This window comes from Pseudomonas sp. FeN3W (genome assembly GCA_030263805.2).
Classification (GTDB): Bacteria; Pseudomonadota; Gammaproteobacteria; order Pseudomonadales; family Pseudomonadaceae; genus Stutzerimonas; species Stutzerimonas stutzeri_G.
This window is the reverse complement of record CP136010.1, coordinates 921,447-940,000: the sequence shown is the minus strand read 5'-3', so window position 1 is coordinate 940,000 and position 18,554 is coordinate 921,447. Positions and strand designations below refer to the sequence as shown.

Below are 18,554 nucleotides of genomic sequence, written 5' to 3'. Positions count from 1 at the left end.
TGTCAGCACGGGAGACACACGGCGGGTGCTAACGTCCGTCGTGAAAAGGGAAACAACCCAGACCGTCAGCTAAGGTCCCAAAATCCTGGTTAAGTGGGAAACGATGTGGGAAGGCTTAGACAGCTAGGAGGTTGGCTTAGAAGCAGCCATCCTTTAAAGAAAGCGTAATAGCTCACTAGTCGAGTCGGCCTGCGCGGAAGATGTAACGGGGCTCAAACCAGGTACCGAAGCTACGGGTTCAACGCAAGTTGAGCGGTAGAGGAGCGTTCTGTAAGCCTGTGAAGGTCAGTTGAGAAGCTGGCTGGAGGTATCAGAAGTGCGAATGCTGACATGAGTAACGACAATGCGAGTGAAAAACTCGCACGCCGAAAGACCAAGGGTTCCTGCGCAACGTTAATCGACGCAGGGTGAGTCGGTCCCTAAGGCGAGGCTGAAGAGCGTAGTCGATGGGAAACGGGTTAATATTCCCGTACTTCTAGTTACTGCGATGGGGGGACGGAGAAGGCTAGGCCAGCAAGGCGTTGGTTGTCCTTGTTTAAGGTGGTAGGCAGAGATCTTAGGTAAATCCGGGGCTTGATGCCGAGAGCTGATGACGAGCTTTCTTTTAGAAAGCGAAGTGGTCGATGCCATGCTTCCAGGAAAAGCCTCTAAGCTTCAGGTAACTAGGAACCGTACCCCAAACCGACACAGGTGGTTGGGTAGAGAATACCAAGGCGCTTGAGAGAACTCGGGTGAAGGAACTAGGCAAAATGGCACCGTAACTTCGGGAGAAGGTGCGCCGGTGAGGGTGAAGTATTTACTACGTAAGCCCATGCCGGTCGAAGATACCAGGCCGCTGCGACTGTTTATTAAAAACACAGCACTCTGCAAACACGAAAGTGGACGTATAGGGTGTGACGCCTGCCCGGTGCCGGAAGGTTAATTGATGGGGTTAGCGCAAGCGAAGCTCTTGATCGAAGCCCCGGTAAACGGCGGCCGTAACTATAACGGTCCTAAGGTAGCGAAATTCCTTGTCGGGTAAGTTCCGACCTGCACGAATGGCGTAACGATGGCGGCGCTGTCTCCACCCGAGACTCAGTGAAATTGAAATCGCTGTGAAGATGCAGTGTATCCGCGGCTAGACGGAAAGACCCCGTGAACCTTTACTATAGCTTTGCACTGGACTTTGAATTTGCTTGTGTAGGATAGGTGGGAGGCTTTGAAGCGTGGACGCCAGTTCGCGTGGAGCCATCCTTGAAATACCACCCTGGCAACTTTGAGGTTCTAACTCTGGTCCGTTATCCGGATCGAGGACAGTGTATGGTGGGTAGTTTGACTGGGGCGGTCTCCTCCTAAAGAGTAACGGAGGAGTACGAAGGTGCGCTCAGACCGGTCGGAAATCGGTCGTAGAGTATAAAGGCAAAAGCGCGCTTGACTGCGAGACAGACACGTCGAGCAGGTACGAAAGTAGGTCTTAGTGATCCGGTGGTTCTGTATGGAAGGGCCATCGCTCAACGGATAAAAGGTACTCCGGGGATAACAGGCTGATACCGCCCAAGAGTTCATATCGACGGCGGTGTTTGGCACCTCGATGTCGGCTCATCACATCCTGGGGCTGAAGCCGGTCCCAAGGGTATGGCTGTTCGCCATTTAAAGTGGTACGCGAGCTGGGTTTAGAACGTCGTGAGACAGTTCGGTCCCTATCTGCCGTGGACGTTTGAGATTTGAGAGGGGCTGCTCCTAGTACGAGAGGACCGGAGTGGACGAACCTCTGGTGTTCCGGTTGTCACGCCAGTGGCATTGCCGGGTAGCTACGTTCGGAAGAGATAACCGCTGAAAGCATCTAAGCGGGAAACTTGCCTCAAGATGAGATCTCACTGGAGCCTTGAGCTCCCTGAAGGGCCGTCGAAGACTACGACGTTGATAGGTGGGGTGTGTAAGCGCTGTGAGGCGTTGAGCTAACCCATACTAATTGCCCGTGAGGCTTGACCATATAACACCCAAACAATTTGGCTGTTAGACGGTAAGTCGACAAACAAACCGAAAATCTGCACGAACACGCAATACCCGTTCGATCACATACCCAATTCGCTGCAGCGGCTAAACCCCGAGGCAGCAACTGAATTGCTTGACGACCATAGAGCGTTGGAACCACCTGATCCCTTCCCGAACTCAGTAGTGAAACGACGCATCGCCGATGGTAGTGTGGGGTCTCCCCATGTGAGAGTAGGTCATCGTCAAGCTCCTTTCCCAAACCCCCGACCCGCGCAAGCTGGCCGGGGGTTTGCTTTTGCGGTGGAGAAAAGTGCTGAGTTACAGGAGACGATTTAGCGCTTACCTGCGAAAGTCCCCGTCGATCTTTCAATGGCATTGCCGCAAGCCAGCCTATAAAGCTTGCCCAGGTCGGAATGCTTTGAGCGCGGTGTTGAAAACAAAAGCCGGCCCCAAAAGCATAATGCAGCGTTTAGTCCTGACGGCCCCGGCTGCATGCAGCAGTGCAGTGTTAGCTGTCGGTCTTGGCCGACACTAGCTAATGCATCGATGCTCGAAGCTGGAGCCGCCGGCAGCTGTCGTCCAGGTCCATAGCTCTGGCTGGGCTCTTAGGCTGCGCCAGTCGGCGCGGACACCTGCCCACGGACTGATGGCAGGCGTGTTGAAAGAACACAGCCATTTCGCTATCCCGTTATTCCCTTTGCCCCGCTTCAAGCATGGTCTCTGGACGAACCCATTGATCGAATTCCTCGCTGGTCAGGTAGCCGAGTTCCATGGCTGCTTCGCGCAATGTGGTGCCTTGTGCGTATGCCTTCTTGGCGATTTCAGCTGCGCGGTCATAGCCGATATGAGGGTTCAGCGCTGTTACCAGCATAAGTCCCCGCTCCAAGTGCTCAGCCATACGCGCCGGGTCAGGCTCCAGGCCGGCAATGCAATGAGAATTGAAGTTGCGGCATCCATCGGAGAGAAGTTGAACGGATTGAAGCAGGTTATGAATGATCACCGGCTTGAATACGTTCAGTTGCAGATGCCCTTGACTCGCTGCAAAGCTGATCGTCATGTCATTGCCCATGACTTGGCAAGCAAGCATTGATAGGGCTTCGCATTGGGTCGGATTGACCTTGCCGGGCATGATTGAGCTGCCCGGTTCGTTGGCAGGCAATCGCACTTCAGCGAACCCCCCGCGCGGACCTGAGCCGAGCAGACGAAGATCATTGGCTAATTTCATCAATGCGACGGCCAGCGTCTTCAAGGCACCGGACATCGCGACCAAGGGCTCATGTCCGGCCAATGCGGCGAACTTGTTGGGGGCAGAGACGAAGGGAAGGCCGGAGAGAGCAGCTAGCTCCGCTGCGATGGCTTCGGCGAAGCCGTGCGGCGAGTTCAAGCCGGTTCCTACTGCGGTCCCCCCCTGAGCCAGCTCGTAGACAGCCGGTAGGCACTGACGGATCGTACGTTCGGCGATATCGAGCTGCGCGACGAACGCCGACATCTCCTGGCCGAAGGTAATCGGAGTGGCATCCATCAGATGGGTGCGCCCGGTCTTGATCAGCTTGTTATGCCGCACAGCGAGCTCTGCCAGCCCCCCGGCCAGTTCTGCAATGGCAGGCAGCAACTGGCTATGCACGGCTTTGGCGGCTGCAATGTGCATTGCTGTCGGGAAGCAGTCGTTGGAGCTCTGTGCACGATTGACGTGGTCGTTCGGATGGACAGGCGTCTTGCCGCCTCGGTTGCCGCCCGCCAGCTCGTTGGCGCGCCCCGCGATCACCTCGTTGACGTTCATATTGCTCTGCGTGCCGCTGCCAGTTTGCCAGACGACTAACGGGAACTGGTCGTCGTGCTGACCATGCAGAACCTCATCCGCGGCTTGCTCGATCAGGCGCGCGATGTCGGGTGGCAGATCACCGATTCGATTGTTCACACGCGCGGCAGCCTTCTTGATCAACGCTAACGCATGCAGCATCTGGATAGGCATTCGCTCGCTACCGATCGCGAAGTTGCTCAGTGATCGCTGCGTTTGTGCACCCCAATAAGCCTGTTCCGGTACTTCGACTTGTCCCAGACTGTCGGTCTCTATACGCGTCATGCCATGCTCCTGCTCGATATTGCTGGTTAGGCTGCCCTGCGGCATCGGCAGTTCCGTAGCTTTGCCTTGGCCGCTTGAGGCATTGGAACTCCCGGCGCAGAATGTGTCCATTGAGGGCTACCTATAGCCTGCCCAAGGATTTCCAATGTCAACTTTCCGTGTCCAGACCCTGCGCGCTACAGTGCTGTTCATCTGTATCAGCTCATCGGCTTTCGCCGATAGTGCGAGCCATGCGGCAAGCGCAGAGCGTTTTCTCCAGCTTGCCAATGCTGACCGGCTCGCCGTGCCTGTCTATGCCCAAGTGCAGCAGATGTTTGCGCAGCGTTTTGCCGAAGTGCAGGCGCCAGATACCAAGAAGGCGCTGCTCGAGCGCTATCAGGCTCAGGCCAACACGGCTTTGGACAAAGCTATAGGGTGGGACAAGCTGAAACCGGATCTGGTCGCTTTGTACACCAGCCAATTCTCCGAAACCGAACTGAATCAGCTGATCGATTTTTATGAGTCGCCACTCGGCAAAAAGATGCTCAGCAAGTTGCCGGAGCTCAATGCTCGCTCGGCTCAGCTTACCCAGGTCAAGCTGGAAAGCGCGGTGCCGGAAGTGAACAAGCTGCTGTCCGAAATGACGGCCGAACTCGAAAAACAGAAGCCTTGAGAGACCCTGCCATGCGCAAGCTCGATTTGATCCAAGACGCCCTCCTGCAAGCCTTGCAGCCTGAGCACCTTGAAGTGCTCGATGAAAGCCATACACACAGCCGCGGGCTGGAAACCCATTACAAAGCCGTGATCGTCAGCGAGCAGTTCACCGGGCTGAATTCGGTCAAGCGCCACCAGAAGGCCTATGCCGCGATGGGGGCGCTGATGCAACAGATACACGCGCTCGCGCTGCATACCTATACACCTGAGGAGTGGACGCAGCAGGGCTCGGCCCCGGCATCACCGGTTTGCGCTGGCGGGCATAAATAGGGCGCCGTCTCGCACGGGACCATTCTTGCCGTTCTTTGTTAGACTTCCTCCCCGCGCCGGCCCACGCCGGCGTTTTCGTTTGTATCCGGTCCACCCTTTACGCGGGTGACCACTGGTGGAATTACCCATGACACGAAAAATCGTTGTGGCAGCGCTGTACAAGTTCGTATCGCTGCCGGATTACGTTGCGCTGCGCGAACCCCTGCTCGAAACCCTTACGCACAACGGCATCAAGGGCACCTTGTTGTTGGCCGAGGAGGGCATCAATGGCACGGTTTCCGGTACCCGCGAGGCAATCGATGCGCTGCTTGAGTGGTTCCGGAGCGATGTCCGTCTTGCCGACATCGATCACAAGGAATCGTACTGCGACGAGCAGCCTTTCTACCGCACCAAGGTCAAGCTGAAGAAGGAGATCGTCACGCTCGGCGTTGAGGGTGTCGATCCGAATCGGCAGGTCGGAACCTATGTCGAGCCGCAGGACTGGAACGCGCTGATAGCCGATCCGGAAGTGCTGCTGATCGACACTCGTAACGATTACGAAGTGGCGATCGGTACGTTCGAGGGCGCGGTGGACCCGAAAACCAAGTCGTTCCGTGAATTTCCCGACTACATCAAGGCTCACTTCGATCCGGCGAAGCACAAGAAGGTCGCGATGTTCTGTACCGGCGGCATCCGCTGCGAGAAGGCGTCGAGCTATATGCTCGGTGAAGGCTTCGAAGAGGTCTATCACCTCAAGGGCGGCATCCTCAAGTATTTGGAGGAGGTGCCTGAGGCGCAAAGCCGCTGGCAAGGCGACTGCTTCGTGTTCGATAACCGCGTGACCGTGCGGCACGACCTCAGCGTCGGCGAGTTCGATCTGTGCCATGCCTGCCGCGCACCGCTATCCATGGAAGATCGGCAATCGGAGCACTACGCTGCGGGTATCAGTTGTCCACATTGCTGGAATACGCTGAGCGAAAAAACGCGTGCCGGTGCCCGCGAGCGGCAGAAGCAGATCGAGCTGGCGCGTCAGCGCAACCAGCCGCATCCCATCGGCCGCGACCCCCGAGAACTGGATCGCTGAAGCCAACTGGCCGTGCGTCGGCCCACCAGGTAGTTGTGGAGTCTCGAAGTGGCCCGACTGATCTATGTGATGGACCCCATGTGCTCATGGTGCTGGGGGTTCGCGCCGGTAATGACGGCTTTGGCCGAGCAAGCTGCGGCCCAAGGCGTATCGCTTGGGCTGAGGGTGGGCGGTCTGCGTCGTGAACAGGAAGCGATGGATCAGGCCGGGCGTCAGCGCACGCTGTCCTACTGGCAGGCCGTGCACTCGGCAACTGGTCAGCCATTCAATCTTGATAAGGGCTTGCCTGACGCGTTGATCTACGACACGGAGCCCGCCTGCCGTGCGCTTGTCACTGCTCGCAGCCTTGATGAGTCTCGCGTCTGGTCGCTGTCATTGGCGATTCAGCAGGCGTTCTACCAGCACGGATGCGATGTGACCCTGCCGTCGATGCTGGTGGACCTGGCCGAGACCGCAGGTCTTTCGCGCAGTCAGTTCGCCGAGCGTTATGACGACTCGGCCACCAAGGCAGCCACCGCGGCCGACTTCACCTGGGTCGAGAACCTCGGTATCGCCGGCTTCCCCACCTTGCTGGCCGAGCACGAAGGGCAACTGGCGCTGGTCACCAACGGCTATCAACCGCTGTCTGCCCTGAGCCCGCTATTGGAACGTTGGCTGGAGCGTAATGCCCATGGCTGACCAACTCAGCTGGGCAGAGATACGTCGGCTCGCATTGCACCATCGCAAAGCGCTGATCCTGGCGAATCTGGTTGCCGTGCTGGCGACGCTCTGCAGTGTGCCGATTCCATTGCTACTGCCGCTGTTGGTCGACGAGGTACTGCTCGGAACGGGCGACTCGGCGCTGCAGATCATGGATCGATTCCTGCCAGCCAGCTGGGAAACCGCGGTCGGCTATATCGGGCTCATGCTCGGCGTGACTCTGGTATTGCGGTCTTCTGCGCTGGTGTTCAACGTGTTGCAGGCGCGTCTGTTCGCTCGGTTGTCGAAGGACATCGTGTACCGCATTCGCGTGCGCCTGATCGAGCGGCTCAAGCGCATTGCCCTGGCCGAATACGAAAGCCTCGGCGGCGGCACGGTAGCGGCGCACCTGGTCACTGATCTGGAGACCATCGACAAGTTCATCGGCGATACGCTCAGCCGCCTGCTGGTGGCCGTACTGTCGATTTTCGGCACGGCGGCCATTCTGGTGTGGATGCACTGGCAGCTGGCGTTGTTGATCCTCCTGTTCAACCCGCTTGTGATCTACGCCACGGTGCAGTTGGGCAAGCGCGTGAAGCACCTGAAGAAGCTGGAGAACGACAGCACGTCGCGCTTCACGCAGGCGCTCACGGAAACCCTCGACGCTATCCAGGAGGTGCGCGCTGGCAACCGGCAGGGATTTTTCCTCGGTCGCCTGGGTTTGCGCGCGAGGGAAGTACGCGACTATGCGGTTGCTTCGCAGTGGAAGACCGACGCGTCCAACCGTGCCAGTGGCTTGCTGTTCCAGTTCGGCATTGACGTGTTTCGCGCTGCGGCAATGCTCACCGTGCTGTTTTCCGATCTTTCGATTGGCCAGATGCTGGCGGTGTTCAGCTACCTCTGGTTCATGATCGGTCCGGTGGAGCAGCTGCTGAGCTTGCAGTACGCCTTCTACGCGGCCGGCGGTGCGCTGGGTCGCATCAACCAGTTGCTGGCACGGGCGGACGAGCCGCAGTACGCCGGCGGACGCGATCCTTTCGCCGGCCAGACGACGGTGGCCATCGATGTGCGAGGTTTGCGCTTCGCCTATCAGGATGAACCGATTCTGGAAGGGCTGGACCTCAGCATCGCACCGGGCGAGAAGGTCGCGATCGTCGGGGCCAGCGGTGGCGGCAAGAGCACCCTGGTGCAACTGCTGCTGGGCCTCTATCAGCCGCAGGCCGGGCAGATTCAGTTCGGCGGCGTGCCGCTTGAAGAGATCGGGCTGGGCACTGTGCGCGACAATGTTGCAGTGGTGTTGCAGCACCCTGCGCTGTTCAACGACAGCGTGCGAGCCAATCTGATGATGGGCCGCGAGCGAGATGACGAGGCCTGCTGGCGGGCGCTGGAGATCGCTCAGCTGGCCGATACCATTCGCCAGTTGCCGAACGGTCTGGACAGCATCGTCGGCCGTTCCGGCGTGCGTCTGTCCGGCGGGCAGCGGCAGCGCCTGGCCGTCGCGCGCATGATCCTGGCCGAGCCGAAGGTCGTGATTCTCGATGAGGCCACCTCTGCGCTGGATGCGGCGACGGAGTATGCCCTGCATCAAGGCCTCAATCGTTTCCTTCAGGGGCGTACGACCCTGATCATTGCCCATCGCCTGTCTGCGGTGAAACAGGCGGATCGCGTACTGGTCTTCGACGGTGGCCGTATCGCCGAAGACGGCGGCCACCAGCAGCTCATCGCCGAGGGTGGGCTTTACGCTCGGCTCTATGGACACCTGCAGCATTAGCTGTCGCAGGTAATTCAGTCGCCCGCACTTGATGCACTGACTTCGCCGTTGGGACGTGGCCAGAAACTCCAGGCTCATCCGTACCCATTATTTGGCATGCCAGCGCCGGCCGTACCAAGCGAAAGCCGTAACCGTCAGTCTTAAGGCGCCAAAAATATCCAGCTACAATGCTCAACTATTAGTAATCTCTGCCGACTTCCCGTTCGTGCCTCTTTTGTGGAACTTCTCTGATGGAACCAGTGCTGCATTCACTCACTAATCTCTCGGTCGGCAAAAAGCTCATCGGTGGTTTCGGGCTGGTATTGCTGCTCACGCTTGGAGTGGCCGGTACCGGGTTCATTGCCGTCGATGAAATTCTCGGCCGGGCTCAGCAGATCGAGCAGCTTTCCAGCGTCAACGCCTCCATTCTTGCGGCGCGGGGTGCTGAGCGTGACTACGCACTGACTCGTAAGACGTCCTCTGCCGAGGCGTTGCATGGTTCGCTGCAGCAGCTGAGTCAGAAGCTGACTGTCCTGACGACCAGCTCCGATGCCGCCGAACGGGCCTATTTGACGCGGATCAGCCAGGCAGCGGACGAATATGCGCAAAAGTTCGACCGCTACATGCAGTTGATCGAGCGCGGCGTGGCGCTGCGTACGCGGATGCAGGAAGCCGCCCAGGTCAGTCGTGAAGAGTTCGAGTTCATCGAGCTGGACATGTACGACGCGGTACGGGTTCTGCGGCTGGAAGGTGATCGGCTCAAGGGTAGCGATCCGCTGACGGTAGCTGAGGCGACTTCGGGTCTGACCAAGCAGATTCTGGACATGCGTACCCTGGAAAATGTCTACGTCGGCAACAGCTCCGACGAAGCGGCCACCAGCTGGAGCGACCTGCACGGGAACGTGACCACCATCGGCAGCAACCTCAAGATCTGGCTGAACGATGACCAGAAGGCCTCCATGGACAAGGCCCTGTCGGAGCTGGACCAGTACAGGCTGGCGTTCGATGAGTTTCGCCAGAATCGTAGCGAACGTCTCGCACTCGAACAGTCGATGGCCCAGCAATCCGAAGTGGTGATCGCTGCTGCCGACGAGGCTTTGACCAATGCCAGCAGCGCCATGCAGCAACAGAAAAGCAGCAGCTACATGTTGCTCGGCGTGATCGGCGCGCTGGCCATTCTCGTCGGCATGCTGGCCGCCACAATTATCTCGCGAATGATCGTCGGCCCGCTTCGCAGCACCGTCCAGCAGGCCCAGCGCGTCGCCAGCGGCGATCTGACGTACTCCACGGCAAGCACGCGTCGTGACGAGGTCGGACAACTGCAGAATGCCATGCATGGTATGACCGAAAGCCTGCGCAACCTGATCGGCCGTATCGGTGGCAGCGTCAGCCAGATCGCCGCGGCCGCCGATCAGCTTTCCGCGGTGACCGCGCAAACCAGTGCCGGCGTGCAGACTCAGCGCGTCGAGACCGAGCAAGTGGCCACCGCGATGCACGAGATGGCGGCGACGGTGCAGGAGGTTGCACGCAATGCCGAGCAGGCTTCCATTGCCGCACGCCAAGCGGATCAGCAGGCGCGGCAGGGCGATCTGGTGGTGCAGGATGCCGTCGGACAGATCGGCAGTCTGGCGGGCGAGGTGAATCAGTCGGCACATGCGATCGAAGCGTTGCACGCCGAAAGCGGCCGCATCGGCAGCGTACTCGAGGTGATCCGGGCGGTTGCCGAGCAAACCAATCTGTTGGCACTCAATGCGGCCATCGAAGCGGCTCGTGCCGGGGAGCAGGGCCGCGGCTTTGCCGTGGTGGCCGACGAGGTTCGTGCCCTGGCGCGGCGGACCCATGATTCCACCGAGGAAATCGAGGGGCTCATCGCAAATCTGCAACGGGTTGCGCAGCAGGCGGTCGAGCAGATGCAGAGCAGCCGTGGCCTCACTCAACAGACCGTGGACCTGGCTAACGAGGCCGGCGTCGCACTTGGTCGCATCACGGAGTCGGTGTCGACCATCGAGCAGATGAACCAGCAGATCGCGGCAGCTGCCGAGCAGCAGAGCGCCGTGGCGGAAAACATTTCCGAAAGCGTGACCCGTGTGCGGGATATCGGCGACCAGAGCGCCAGTGCCACCGAGCACACCGCCAGTGCCAGCGCCGAGCTGGCACGCCTGGGGCTGGAACTGCAGGAACTGGTTCGTCAGTTCCGCACCTGACGTGCATAGGGAGGTAAGCGGCTCGAGCTGCTCGAGCCGTTTTCTTCAGCGGCCGCCGTTCAGCTCGGCGGCCCAGGCGGCCAGAGGCAGCGCTGGTTCCTGCTGCCAGATGCGCTGCCAGAGGCTGACCAGGCGGCTCATGTCGCCTCGATTGGCCGGCACTCGCTCGGGCTTGGCGATAAGCTTCCAGCCTTCGGCAGAGCGCTCTGCCAGCGGAAAACGGAATGGATGAAAGCCGGTCATGCCCAGCCGCAGGTCGGTCACCAGTAGCTGATTGCCAGCCACGTCATAGCGCAGCACGTTTCCGGTAAACCATTTCAAGCGTTCGTGCTGTTCTGAGCCATCGAGCTCCGCGGCCAGCTGCGCGTTGCGTGGAAGCCGCACGAGGCTGGGTGGTGCAGTATCCCTCCAGCTGACCAGCGTTTCGTAATAGTGCTCGCCATCGACCAGGATCACCCGCCACAGCAGGCTGTTGAAGGGGGTTGGTGTGCTGAACATCTGCTCCGCCTGAATCCCCTGGCTGGCCATCGTCGTCTGCACGCGGTGCTCGGCCATCTGTTTGCCGGCCAGGGTGAACCCCAGGTAACAGGTGGAAATGGCCAGGGCGTAGGTGGGCCATTTGCCTGTGCGTCCGTGCAGGCCAAACAGCAGACCTGCCAGCACCGCAACGAGCAGCGGCACGCTGTAGAGCGGATCGATGATGAACACGCTGGACCAGGCGATAGGCTGTGTGGTCAGTGGCCAAAGCAACTGCGTGCCATAGCTGGTGAAGGCGTCCAGCAGGACGTGGGTGATCAGCACCAGCCAGATGCTGAAGAACAGTCGTGTGCCGGAGTATCGCTCGTCTGGGCGGAATCGCCTGGTCAGCCAGGTCAACAGAACGGCGAGCAGACTCAGCACGAGCAATGAATGGCTGAAGCCACGGTGATAGGTCATGTTGGCGACCGCATCGCCGTAGTCGATGACCACATCGAGGTCCGGCAGGGTACCGAGCACGACGCCGTAAACGAGCGCCTTGCGGCCCTGCCAGCGACCGAGCATCGCGCCTTGCACACTGGCACCGAGTAGAGCCTGGGTGATCGAGTCCATGTTCAGATCCATTGAGGCGGGGTTTACCTTAGCCGAATGGCTGCTGGCAGTTGACGGCTAATGCTCTAAAAAGTGTGTCGGTGGCGCGCAGGTCATAGGACAATCACCGACGCCCATCATCCGCCGCGAGCTTTCATGCTGGAAATTTCCAATGCCGTGCAGTTGCCGGATGCCGAGATCGAACTGACCGCCATCCGCGCCCAGGGGGCGGGCGGGCAGAACGTCAACAAGGTTTCCAGCGCGTTGCACTTGCGCTTCGACATCCAGGCGTCGTCATTACCGCCGTTCTACAAGGAGCGGCTGCTGGCCCTGCGTGATAGCCGGATCACCAGTGAAGGCGTGGTTGTCATCAAGGCGCAGCGGTATCGAACCCAGGAGCAGAACCGTCTCGATGCGCTGGAACGCCTGGCGGAACTGATTCGCAGCGTGGCCAAGGTGGAGAAGGCGCGCCGCCCGACCAAGCCGACGCTCGGCTCGAAGAAGCGCCGGCTCGAAGGCAAGACCAAGCGCGGCGCGATCAAGGCAGGGCGGGGCAAAGTCGACTTCTGATCGGCCGTTGCCGGTACGCCGCCTGAGGAGCCGCTGACTACAGCGTACCGGTCCGTGGTGGAATCGGCTCTTCCTGCGCGGCCGGATGCTCGTCGACCATCTCTGCCTCGTTGGCCGGTGCCGCGGTCGCTTCGACTTCCGGGGTGTCGGGCATCAGCTCCAGAACGGTGTGGCTGGTACGCAGCATCGGGGTGAAATGACCGTGCGGCTCGGTGACCAGATCCACCACGCGGCGCGGGCGCCAGAACGAGTAGATCGCGAGGATGCCCAGCGACACGGCGAAGAACAGTGGCAGGGCGATGTGGCCGAACAGGTGCATCAGACCACCGGCGACCACCGGGCCGAACGCCGCCCCGAAGCCGTTGGCCAGCAATAGGCCGCTGGAACCCGAAAGAATTTCGTCCGGGTGCAACTGGTCGACCATCTGCGCCACGGCGATCGAATAGATCGAAAAGGCCAGCCCGCCCCAGAGAAACATCAACCCCAGCAGCAGCGAGCCGGACATGATCGGAGTGATCACCAGCGCCAGGACCGCCGCGATCGCCACCACCCAGAGCAGCACGACGCGCCGGTCATGCTTGTCCGAGAACAGCCCGATCGGCCATTGCAGCACCGCGCCGCCGAGAATGGTGATGCTCATCAGCAGGCCGACACCGGCGGCATCGAAGCCGACCTGGCTCGCGTATACCGGTGCCAGGCCCCAGAAACCGCCCAGCGTAAGCCCGGAGATACCGGCCGCCATCAACGGCAGTGGGGCGACGCGCGCCAGTTGCAGCAAGTCGGTGGCCGGCATGTCCGGCAGAGCGGGTTGCGCCTGGCGGGTCAGGGTGATCGGCATCAGTGCGCTGCTGATGAGGATTGCCGCCAGCGCGAACAGCGTGAAATTCATCGGCGTGTCGAGGCTCAACAACTGTTGTGCCGCCGCCAGTGCACCGAGGTTGACCGCCATGTACAGGGCAAACACCTGGCCGCGCTTTTCGCCACTGACCTGCGCGTTCAGCCAGCTTTCGATGACCATGTACAGCGTGACCAGCGACACCCCGTAGAGCACCCGCAGCACCAGCCACACCCACGGGTTGACGATCAGCACGTGCACCAGCACGGCGACTGCGGCCAGCGCGGCATAGAAGGCGAAGGTGCGGATGTGGCCGATGCGGCGGATCAGCGAGGGCGCCAGCCAGGTGCCGATCAGGAAGCCGGCAAAATAGCCGGACATCAGCAGACCGATCATGCCGGTGGAGTAACCTTCGGCAACGCCGCGCAGTGTAAGCAACGTATTGAGCAGCCCGTGCCCGAGCAGGAGCAGAGCCACGCCGGCGAGCAGGGAGCTGATAGGTGCGATCAAGGTTTTCATCGGAACACCCTAAATAACGAGATGGCTGAAAACAAGTCGCGGCGCGTCCTGCGTTGAGAACAACGAAATGCAACTGTTTGATTTGTAAGGAATTGAACGGGGCGTGGGGCTGCCGTGCCTCCGTCCAGGGCATAGCGCATGTTCAGGACTCCCGCGTCAGCGTGTTCTCCAGCGGCTCGGCGCGGCGCACGGCCTTGTTCAGTAACTGCACCGCCTCGGCGACGGCGCGGCGATCCAGCGCGCCGTCCAGCGAGGCGGATGCCTGTTCGAGGATCGCCTGGGCGTGGCGCAGGATTACCTGTTCGTCCTCGACGTCGGTCGCGCTGAACAGGAGGTTCTTGCACGCCTGAAGCAGAGTCAGCAGTACCTGAAGATCCTCCTTGCCGTACGCACGCAGCGAGCCGAAGGCCAGCAGGAGCATCTGATGCAGATCGAGCTCGTTGAGGAAGATCCGTGGTTCGCCTTGCTCGGGCGCGACATCGTGGTCCGGCAACTTCATCCGCTCGCTGAGCAGCACGCCCATCATGTCGATTGCTTTGATCGCCGTTCCCGGATCGTTGATGCCCGGGCTTAGCGCGCGTACGGCGATCTCGATGATCTGTTTGAAGCCGAAAAAGAAATGCCGGTGGGCGTATTCCTCGACATAGAAATCGAAACAGTCGAGCAACTGCGCCACGCATTGCTCGTCCAGTTCCCGGCTCAGCCGTATCAGCGGGTGGCCAGGCATGACGAAGAAGCCATAGTGCACCTGCACGGTCATGCAGGCGTCCTGTTCGCAGAGCAGGTTCTGGGCTGCAGCGATGTTCAGCGCCTTGAAATAGCCGGAGCGCCGCGCCCGGACGGTCTGCCAGCCGCTGTCATCCGGCCAATCGGCGACCTCGCAGCGCTCCAGTCGCTCGAGGCGCTGTTGCAGCTGGGCGTGGGTCTGCTTGTAGACCCGGTTGAGGATGAAATCGACCTGGATCGACAGTGAAATGGAGCGAATGAAATATACGAACAGGCACAGACAGATCACCGCGAGCCCCAGCGCCAGAAAGATGCCGAGGCTGGGTACATTGATGTCGTCGCCTTCCTGAATCGTAGAGATCAGCATCAGCGAACTGATGATCGTACCGAGATAGACGCCGAGCACCACCTGGTGGCTGCGGCTGCTGATGAGCCCAGGAATGACCCGCGGCGACAGCGACGAGGCGGCCGAGTTGAGCACCACCATCACCATCGAGAAGCTGAACACCATCAGCGAAATGATCCCGCCGACCAGCGTGCCGAGGATCAACCGGGCGTTTTCGGCGTTCTTCACTAGCCCCAGGTCCAGATCCTCCTTGTACGGCTGCAGCCAGGTCATCTCCAGCAGGATCGTGACGATGCACAGGACGGCCAGGCCCAGGGCGATCAGTGTCGGGTAGAAGGCGATGCTGCCGATGACTCGGTGATACAGCCGAAACAGCCGGTTGGTCAGTGCGGACATGGTGGCTCCCTGCGATGCTCCGCCGAAGCGGGGCTACCCGCCTTTCGGCAGCATTCGGGGCGTAACGTTCGCTCAGGCCTAGTCGTCGGGGATCAGGGTCGCGATCAGCGCACGCACGCTGCCGGGCAGTGCGTCCAGTTCACGAACCAGAATGCTGCGCTCGCGCACCGCCCAGGGTTCGTCCAGTGCCACCAGCGCAAGCTGCATGGTGCGGCTGTGCCGCCTTGCCGCGGATTCGGGAATGATGCCGATGCCCACGCCGGCCTCGATCATCCGGCACACGGCCTCGAAGCTGGAGACCTGGATGCGCAGCGATAGCTGACCACCGAGCTTTTCCACCTGATCGCGCAGAAAGGTCAGCAGCGTGCTGCCCTCATGCAGGCCGATGTGCTGGTAGGCCAGCGTCTGGCGCAGCGTGACCTGCCGTTCGCCCGCCAGCGGATGGCCGATCGGCACGGCCAGCAGCAGGCGATCGGTGCTGAAGTGCAGCACCTGCAGGCCTTCGGCGCGCACCGGGCCGGCGATGATGCCCATGTCCGTGCTGCCATCGAGCACGCCACGGACGATGTCGCGGCTCAGCCTTTCCTGCAGGTCTACCGTGACGCCAGGGCGCTGGGCGAGAAAGCCCGCCAGTACTTCCGGCAGAAATTCGGTCACCGCGGTGGTGTTGGCGAAGATACGGATGTGCCCGGCCGAATCGGTGCCGTATTCGGTGAACTCGCTCTTCAGGTAGTCCACCTGGCGCATGATCAGCCGCGCGTGCTGCAGCAGCTTGTGTCCGGCCGGCGTCAGCTCCACGCCACGGCTGTCGCGGTAGAGCAGGCGGCTGTCGAGCTGGTTCTCCAGCGCCTTGATGCGGGCACTGGCCGCCGCTGGCGACAGATGAGCCCGGCGCGCACCCTGAGTCAGGCTGGGGGATTCGGCGATATGAATGAACAGGCGCAGGTCGGCCAGATCGAAATGCATGCTTGAAACCCGTACTTGAAACGGCGTTCAGCTTAGCCGAACGCCGGTGTTGGTAAATGCAAATTCACGGAACGCCGCCTTGGTAGCATTCTCCAGCGAAACAAAGACAACGACCGGAAGCCGCAATGACCGATATCTCTGCCTGGATTGGCCGCAGCGAAGAAGTGCACGACCAGCTCAGCCGTAACCTGCTGATGCGCATCGCCGCTACATTCGGTGAAACCACCCCCGCTCATGGCGAAGCGCTGCCGCCGCTGTGGCAATGGTGCTTCTTTCAGGAGCCCATCACCGAGAGCGGTCTGGGCGAGGATGGCCATCCGGCGCGCGGCGGTTTTCTGCCACCGGCGGACAACCGCAACCGCATGTGGGCGGGCGGCCGCGTCGAGTTCTTCCGCCCGCTGGAAGCCGGCGGCGAGGCACGGCGTGTGTCCACCATCAAGCACATCGAGGAAAAGCAAGGCCGCACCGGCGCGCTGCTGTTCGTCACCGTGCAGCACGACTACCTGCAGGATGGCCGCCTGACCATCCGCGAGGAGCAGGACATCGTCTACCGCGAGCCGAGCCCGCCGAAGAGCAGCAGCGGCGAACCCATGATCGCCGGTAGCTGGCGCGAGGCGGTAACGCCGACGCCGACGCTGCTGTTCCGCTACTCGGCGGTCACCTTCAACGGCCATCGCATCCATTACGACTGGCCCTACGTCACTGAAGGCGAAGGTTATCCGGGACTGGTGGTGCACGGCCCGCTGATCGCCACCCTCAACCTGCGTGCCTTCTGCCGCGCCAATCCCGACGCGCGCCTGCGTCGCTTCGCCTATCGCGGCCTGCGCCCGCTGATCGCGTCGCAGCCATTCGAGGTCGGCGGTCGCATCGTCGCGCCGGGCAAGGCCGAACTCTGGGCCGGCGACCACAACGGCCTGGCGCAGCAAGCTGAGGTGGAATTCGACTGAGGTGTATGGCGGGACACCGCCCCCTCACCCTAACCCTCTCCCCAAGGGGGCGAGGGGACTGCATCTGCGGGGTGGTCAAGGGCGCAGGTGATGGTCGTCCCGCGGAAAAATTCTGCTGAGACTCAAGCTGAGTGCGCTACTAGGCAGTCCAGCCAAACGCGAATGCAGCCCCCTCTCCCGGAGGGAGAGGGCTGGGGTGAGGGGGAGGCAAGCCACTCGACATCACCCGTTTTCTGAGGAACCGAGATGAACCCGAACAAGACCGAAGAACTGAGCTTCATCCGCGAAGGCGTACGCGCGCTCTGCGCCGATTTTCCCGCCGACTACTGGCGCAAGATCGACGAGGAAAAGGGCTTCCCGGAAGCCTTCGTCACCGCCATGACCGAGGCCGGCTGGCTGTCGGCGATGATCCCGGAAGAATACGGTGGCTCGGGCCTGGGGCTGGCCGAGGCCTCGGTGATTCTCGAGGAGGTCAATCGTTGCGGCGGCAACTCCGGGACCATCCATGGGCAGATGTACAACATGTTCACCCTGCTCAGAAACGGCAACGAGGAGCAGAAGCGCTACTACCTGCCGAAGCTGGCTAGCGGCGAGTTGCGCCTGCAGTCCATGGGTGTCACCGAGCCGACCACCGGCACCGACACCACCAGGATCAAGGCCACCGCCGTGCGCCAGGGCGACAAGTACGTCATCAACGGGCAGAAGGTGTGGATCTCGCGCATCCAGCATTCAGACCTGATGATCCTGCTGGCACGCACTACGCCGCTGGCCGAGGTCAAGCGCAAGTCCGAGGGCATGTCGATCTTCCTCGTCGACCTGCGCGAGGCCATCGGCAACGGCCTGACCGTGCAGCCGATCGCCAACATGGTCAACCACGAGACCAACGAGCTGTTCTTCGACAACCTGGAGATTCCCGCCAGTAGCCTGATTGGCGAGGAGGGCAAGGGCTTTCGCTACATCCTTGACGGCCTGAATGCCGAGCGCACGCTGATCGCCGCCGAGTGCATCGGCGATGGCCGCTGGTTCGTCGAGAAGTCCGCTCAGTATGCCCGCGACCGCGTGGTATTCGGCCGGCCCATCGGGCAGAACCAGGGCGTGCAGTTCCCCATCGCCGAAGCGCATATCGAGATCGAGGCTGCCGACCTGATGCGCTGGCGCGCCTGCGAGGAATACGACGCCGGGCGCAACGCCGGGGCGGCGGCCAACATGGCCAAGTACCTGGCGGCCAAGGCCAGCTGGGAGGCGGCCAACGCTTGCCTGCAGACCCACGGCGGCTTCGGCTTCGCCAACGAATACGACGTCGAGCGCAAGTTCCGCGAGACGCGGCTGTACCAGGTGGCGCCGATCTCCACCAACCTGATCCTGTCGTACGTGGCCGAGCACCTGCTCGAGCTGCCGCGCTCGTTCTAACGGAGCCAAACGTAGGGTGGAAAACGGCGAAGCCTTTTCCACGCGTATCGAACAGG

At 61.1% G+C, this 18,554-nt stretch carries 14 protein-coding genes and 2 rRNA genes (1 of these 16 only partly in view); 11 read left to right on the top strand and 5 right to left on the bottom strand.

Annotation, left to right across the window (positions count from 1 at the left end; all coding sequences use genetic code 11):
• Positions 1-1,972, top strand: a 23S ribosomal RNA gene (locus tag P5704_004205); it begins 918 nt to the left of the window's first position.
• Positions 1,973-2,106: 134 nt separating this feature from the next.
• A 5S ribosomal RNA gene (gene rrf, locus P5704_004200) occupies positions 2,107-2,222 on the top strand.
• 440 nt (positions 2,223-2,662) lie between these two features.
• On the opposite strand, the gene P5704_004195 is transcribed toward rrf, so the two are convergent.
• Positions 2,663-4,057, bottom strand: a complete 1,395-nt coding sequence (locus P5704_004195; GenBank protein ID WOF81168.1) for a class II fumarate hydratase — start codon at positions 4,055-4,057, stop codon at positions 2,663-2,665.
• Between the two features lie 145 nt (positions 4,058-4,202).
• Here P5704_004195 and P5704_004190 point away from each other — a divergent pair, with 145 nt between their 5' ends.
• From P5704_004190 to P5704_004165, 6 genes are all read left to right on the top strand, one after another.
• Entirely contained in the window at positions 4,203-4,709 is a 507-nt protein-coding gene (locus tag P5704_004190) for a DUF2059 domain-containing protein (GenBank protein ID WOF79707.1), read from the top strand.
• 11 nt (positions 4,710-4,720) lie between these two features.
• A complete protein-coding gene (locus P5704_004185) occupies positions 4,721-5,020 on the top strand; it encodes a BolA family protein (GenBank protein WOF79706.1) in 300 nt (99 codons plus the stop codon).
• A 127-nt stretch (positions 5,021-5,147) separates the two neighbouring features.
• The gene (locus tag P5704_004180; GenBank protein WOF79705.1) at positions 5,148-6,083 is read left to right on the top strand and encodes a rhodanese-related sulfurtransferase; all 936 of its coding nucleotides are present in this window, start codon (positions 5,148-5,150) and stop codon (positions 6,081-6,083) included.
• A gap of 78 nt (positions 6,084-6,161) precedes the next feature.
• Positions 6,162-6,761 (top strand): DsbA family protein, encoded by a 600-nt coding sequence (locus P5704_004175; protein WOF81167.1) that lies wholly within the window; start codon positions 6,162-6,164, stop codon positions 6,759-6,761.
• Positions 6,754-8,532: an ABC transporter ATP-binding protein gene (locus P5704_004170; GenBank protein ID WOF79704.1), complete on the top strand. Its 1,779-nt coding sequence runs from the start codon at positions 6,754-6,756 to the stop codon at positions 8,530-8,532. Before P5704_004175 ends, P5704_004170 begins: the two co-directional genes overlap by 8 nt.
• Before the next feature lie 230 nt (positions 8,533-8,762).
• On the top strand, positions 8,763-10,715 hold the full coding sequence (locus P5704_004165) for a methyl-accepting chemotaxis protein (protein ID WOF79703.1): 1,953 nt from the start codon (positions 8,763-8,765) through the stop codon (positions 10,713-10,715).
• A gap of 45 nt (positions 10,716-10,760) precedes the next feature.
• Here P5704_004165 and P5704_004160 read toward each other — a convergent pair whose 3' ends face one another.
• Positions 10,761-11,804, bottom strand: a complete 1,044-nt coding sequence (locus tag P5704_004160) for a metal-dependent hydrolase (GenBank protein ID WOF79702.1) — start codon at positions 11,802-11,804, stop codon at positions 10,761-10,763.
• A 135-nt stretch (positions 11,805-11,939) separates the two neighbouring features.
• Between P5704_004160 and arfB the strand changes: the two genes are divergently transcribed.
• Positions 11,940-12,353 carry an alternative ribosome rescue aminoacyl-tRNA hydrolase ArfB gene (arfB, locus tag P5704_004155; GenBank protein WOF79701.1) on the top strand — a complete coding sequence of 138 codons (414 nt, stop codon included), beginning with the start codon at positions 11,940-11,942 and terminating at the stop codon, positions 12,351-12,353.
• A 37-nt stretch (positions 12,354-12,390) separates the two neighbouring features.
• Here arfB and P5704_004150 read toward each other — a convergent pair whose 3' ends face one another.
• The 3 genes from P5704_004150 to P5704_004140 form a co-directional block, all read right to left on the bottom strand.
• Positions 12,391-13,707, bottom strand: coding sequence for an MFS transporter (locus tag P5704_004150; protein ID WOF79700.1), 1,317 nt, complete (start codon positions 13,705-13,707; stop codon positions 12,391-12,393).
• A gap of 142 nt (positions 13,708-13,849) precedes the next feature.
• The gene (locus P5704_004145; protein WOF79699.1) at positions 13,850-15,175 is read right to left on the bottom strand and encodes a DUF2254 domain-containing protein; all 1,326 of its coding nucleotides are present in this window, start codon (positions 15,173-15,175) and stop codon (positions 13,850-13,852) included.
• A gap of 78 nt (positions 15,176-15,253) precedes the next feature.
• Positions 15,254-16,141, bottom strand: a complete 888-nt coding sequence (locus P5704_004140) for a LysR family transcriptional regulator (GenBank protein WOF79698.1) — start codon at positions 16,139-16,141, stop codon at positions 15,254-15,256.
• A gap of 125 nt (positions 16,142-16,266) precedes the next feature.
• Here P5704_004140 and P5704_004135 point away from each other — a divergent pair, with 125 nt between their 5' ends.
• Positions 16,267-17,088 (top strand): MaoC family dehydratase N-terminal domain-containing protein, encoded by an 822-nt coding sequence (locus P5704_004135; protein WOF79697.1) that lies wholly within the window; start codon positions 16,267-16,269, stop codon positions 17,086-17,088.
• 246 nt (positions 17,089-17,334) lie between these two features.
• Positions 17,335-18,498, top strand: coding sequence for an acyl-CoA dehydrogenase family protein (locus P5704_004130; GenBank protein WOF79696.1), 1,164 nt, complete (start codon positions 17,335-17,337; stop codon positions 18,496-18,498).
• Positions 18,499-18,554 lie beyond the last annotated feature (56 nt).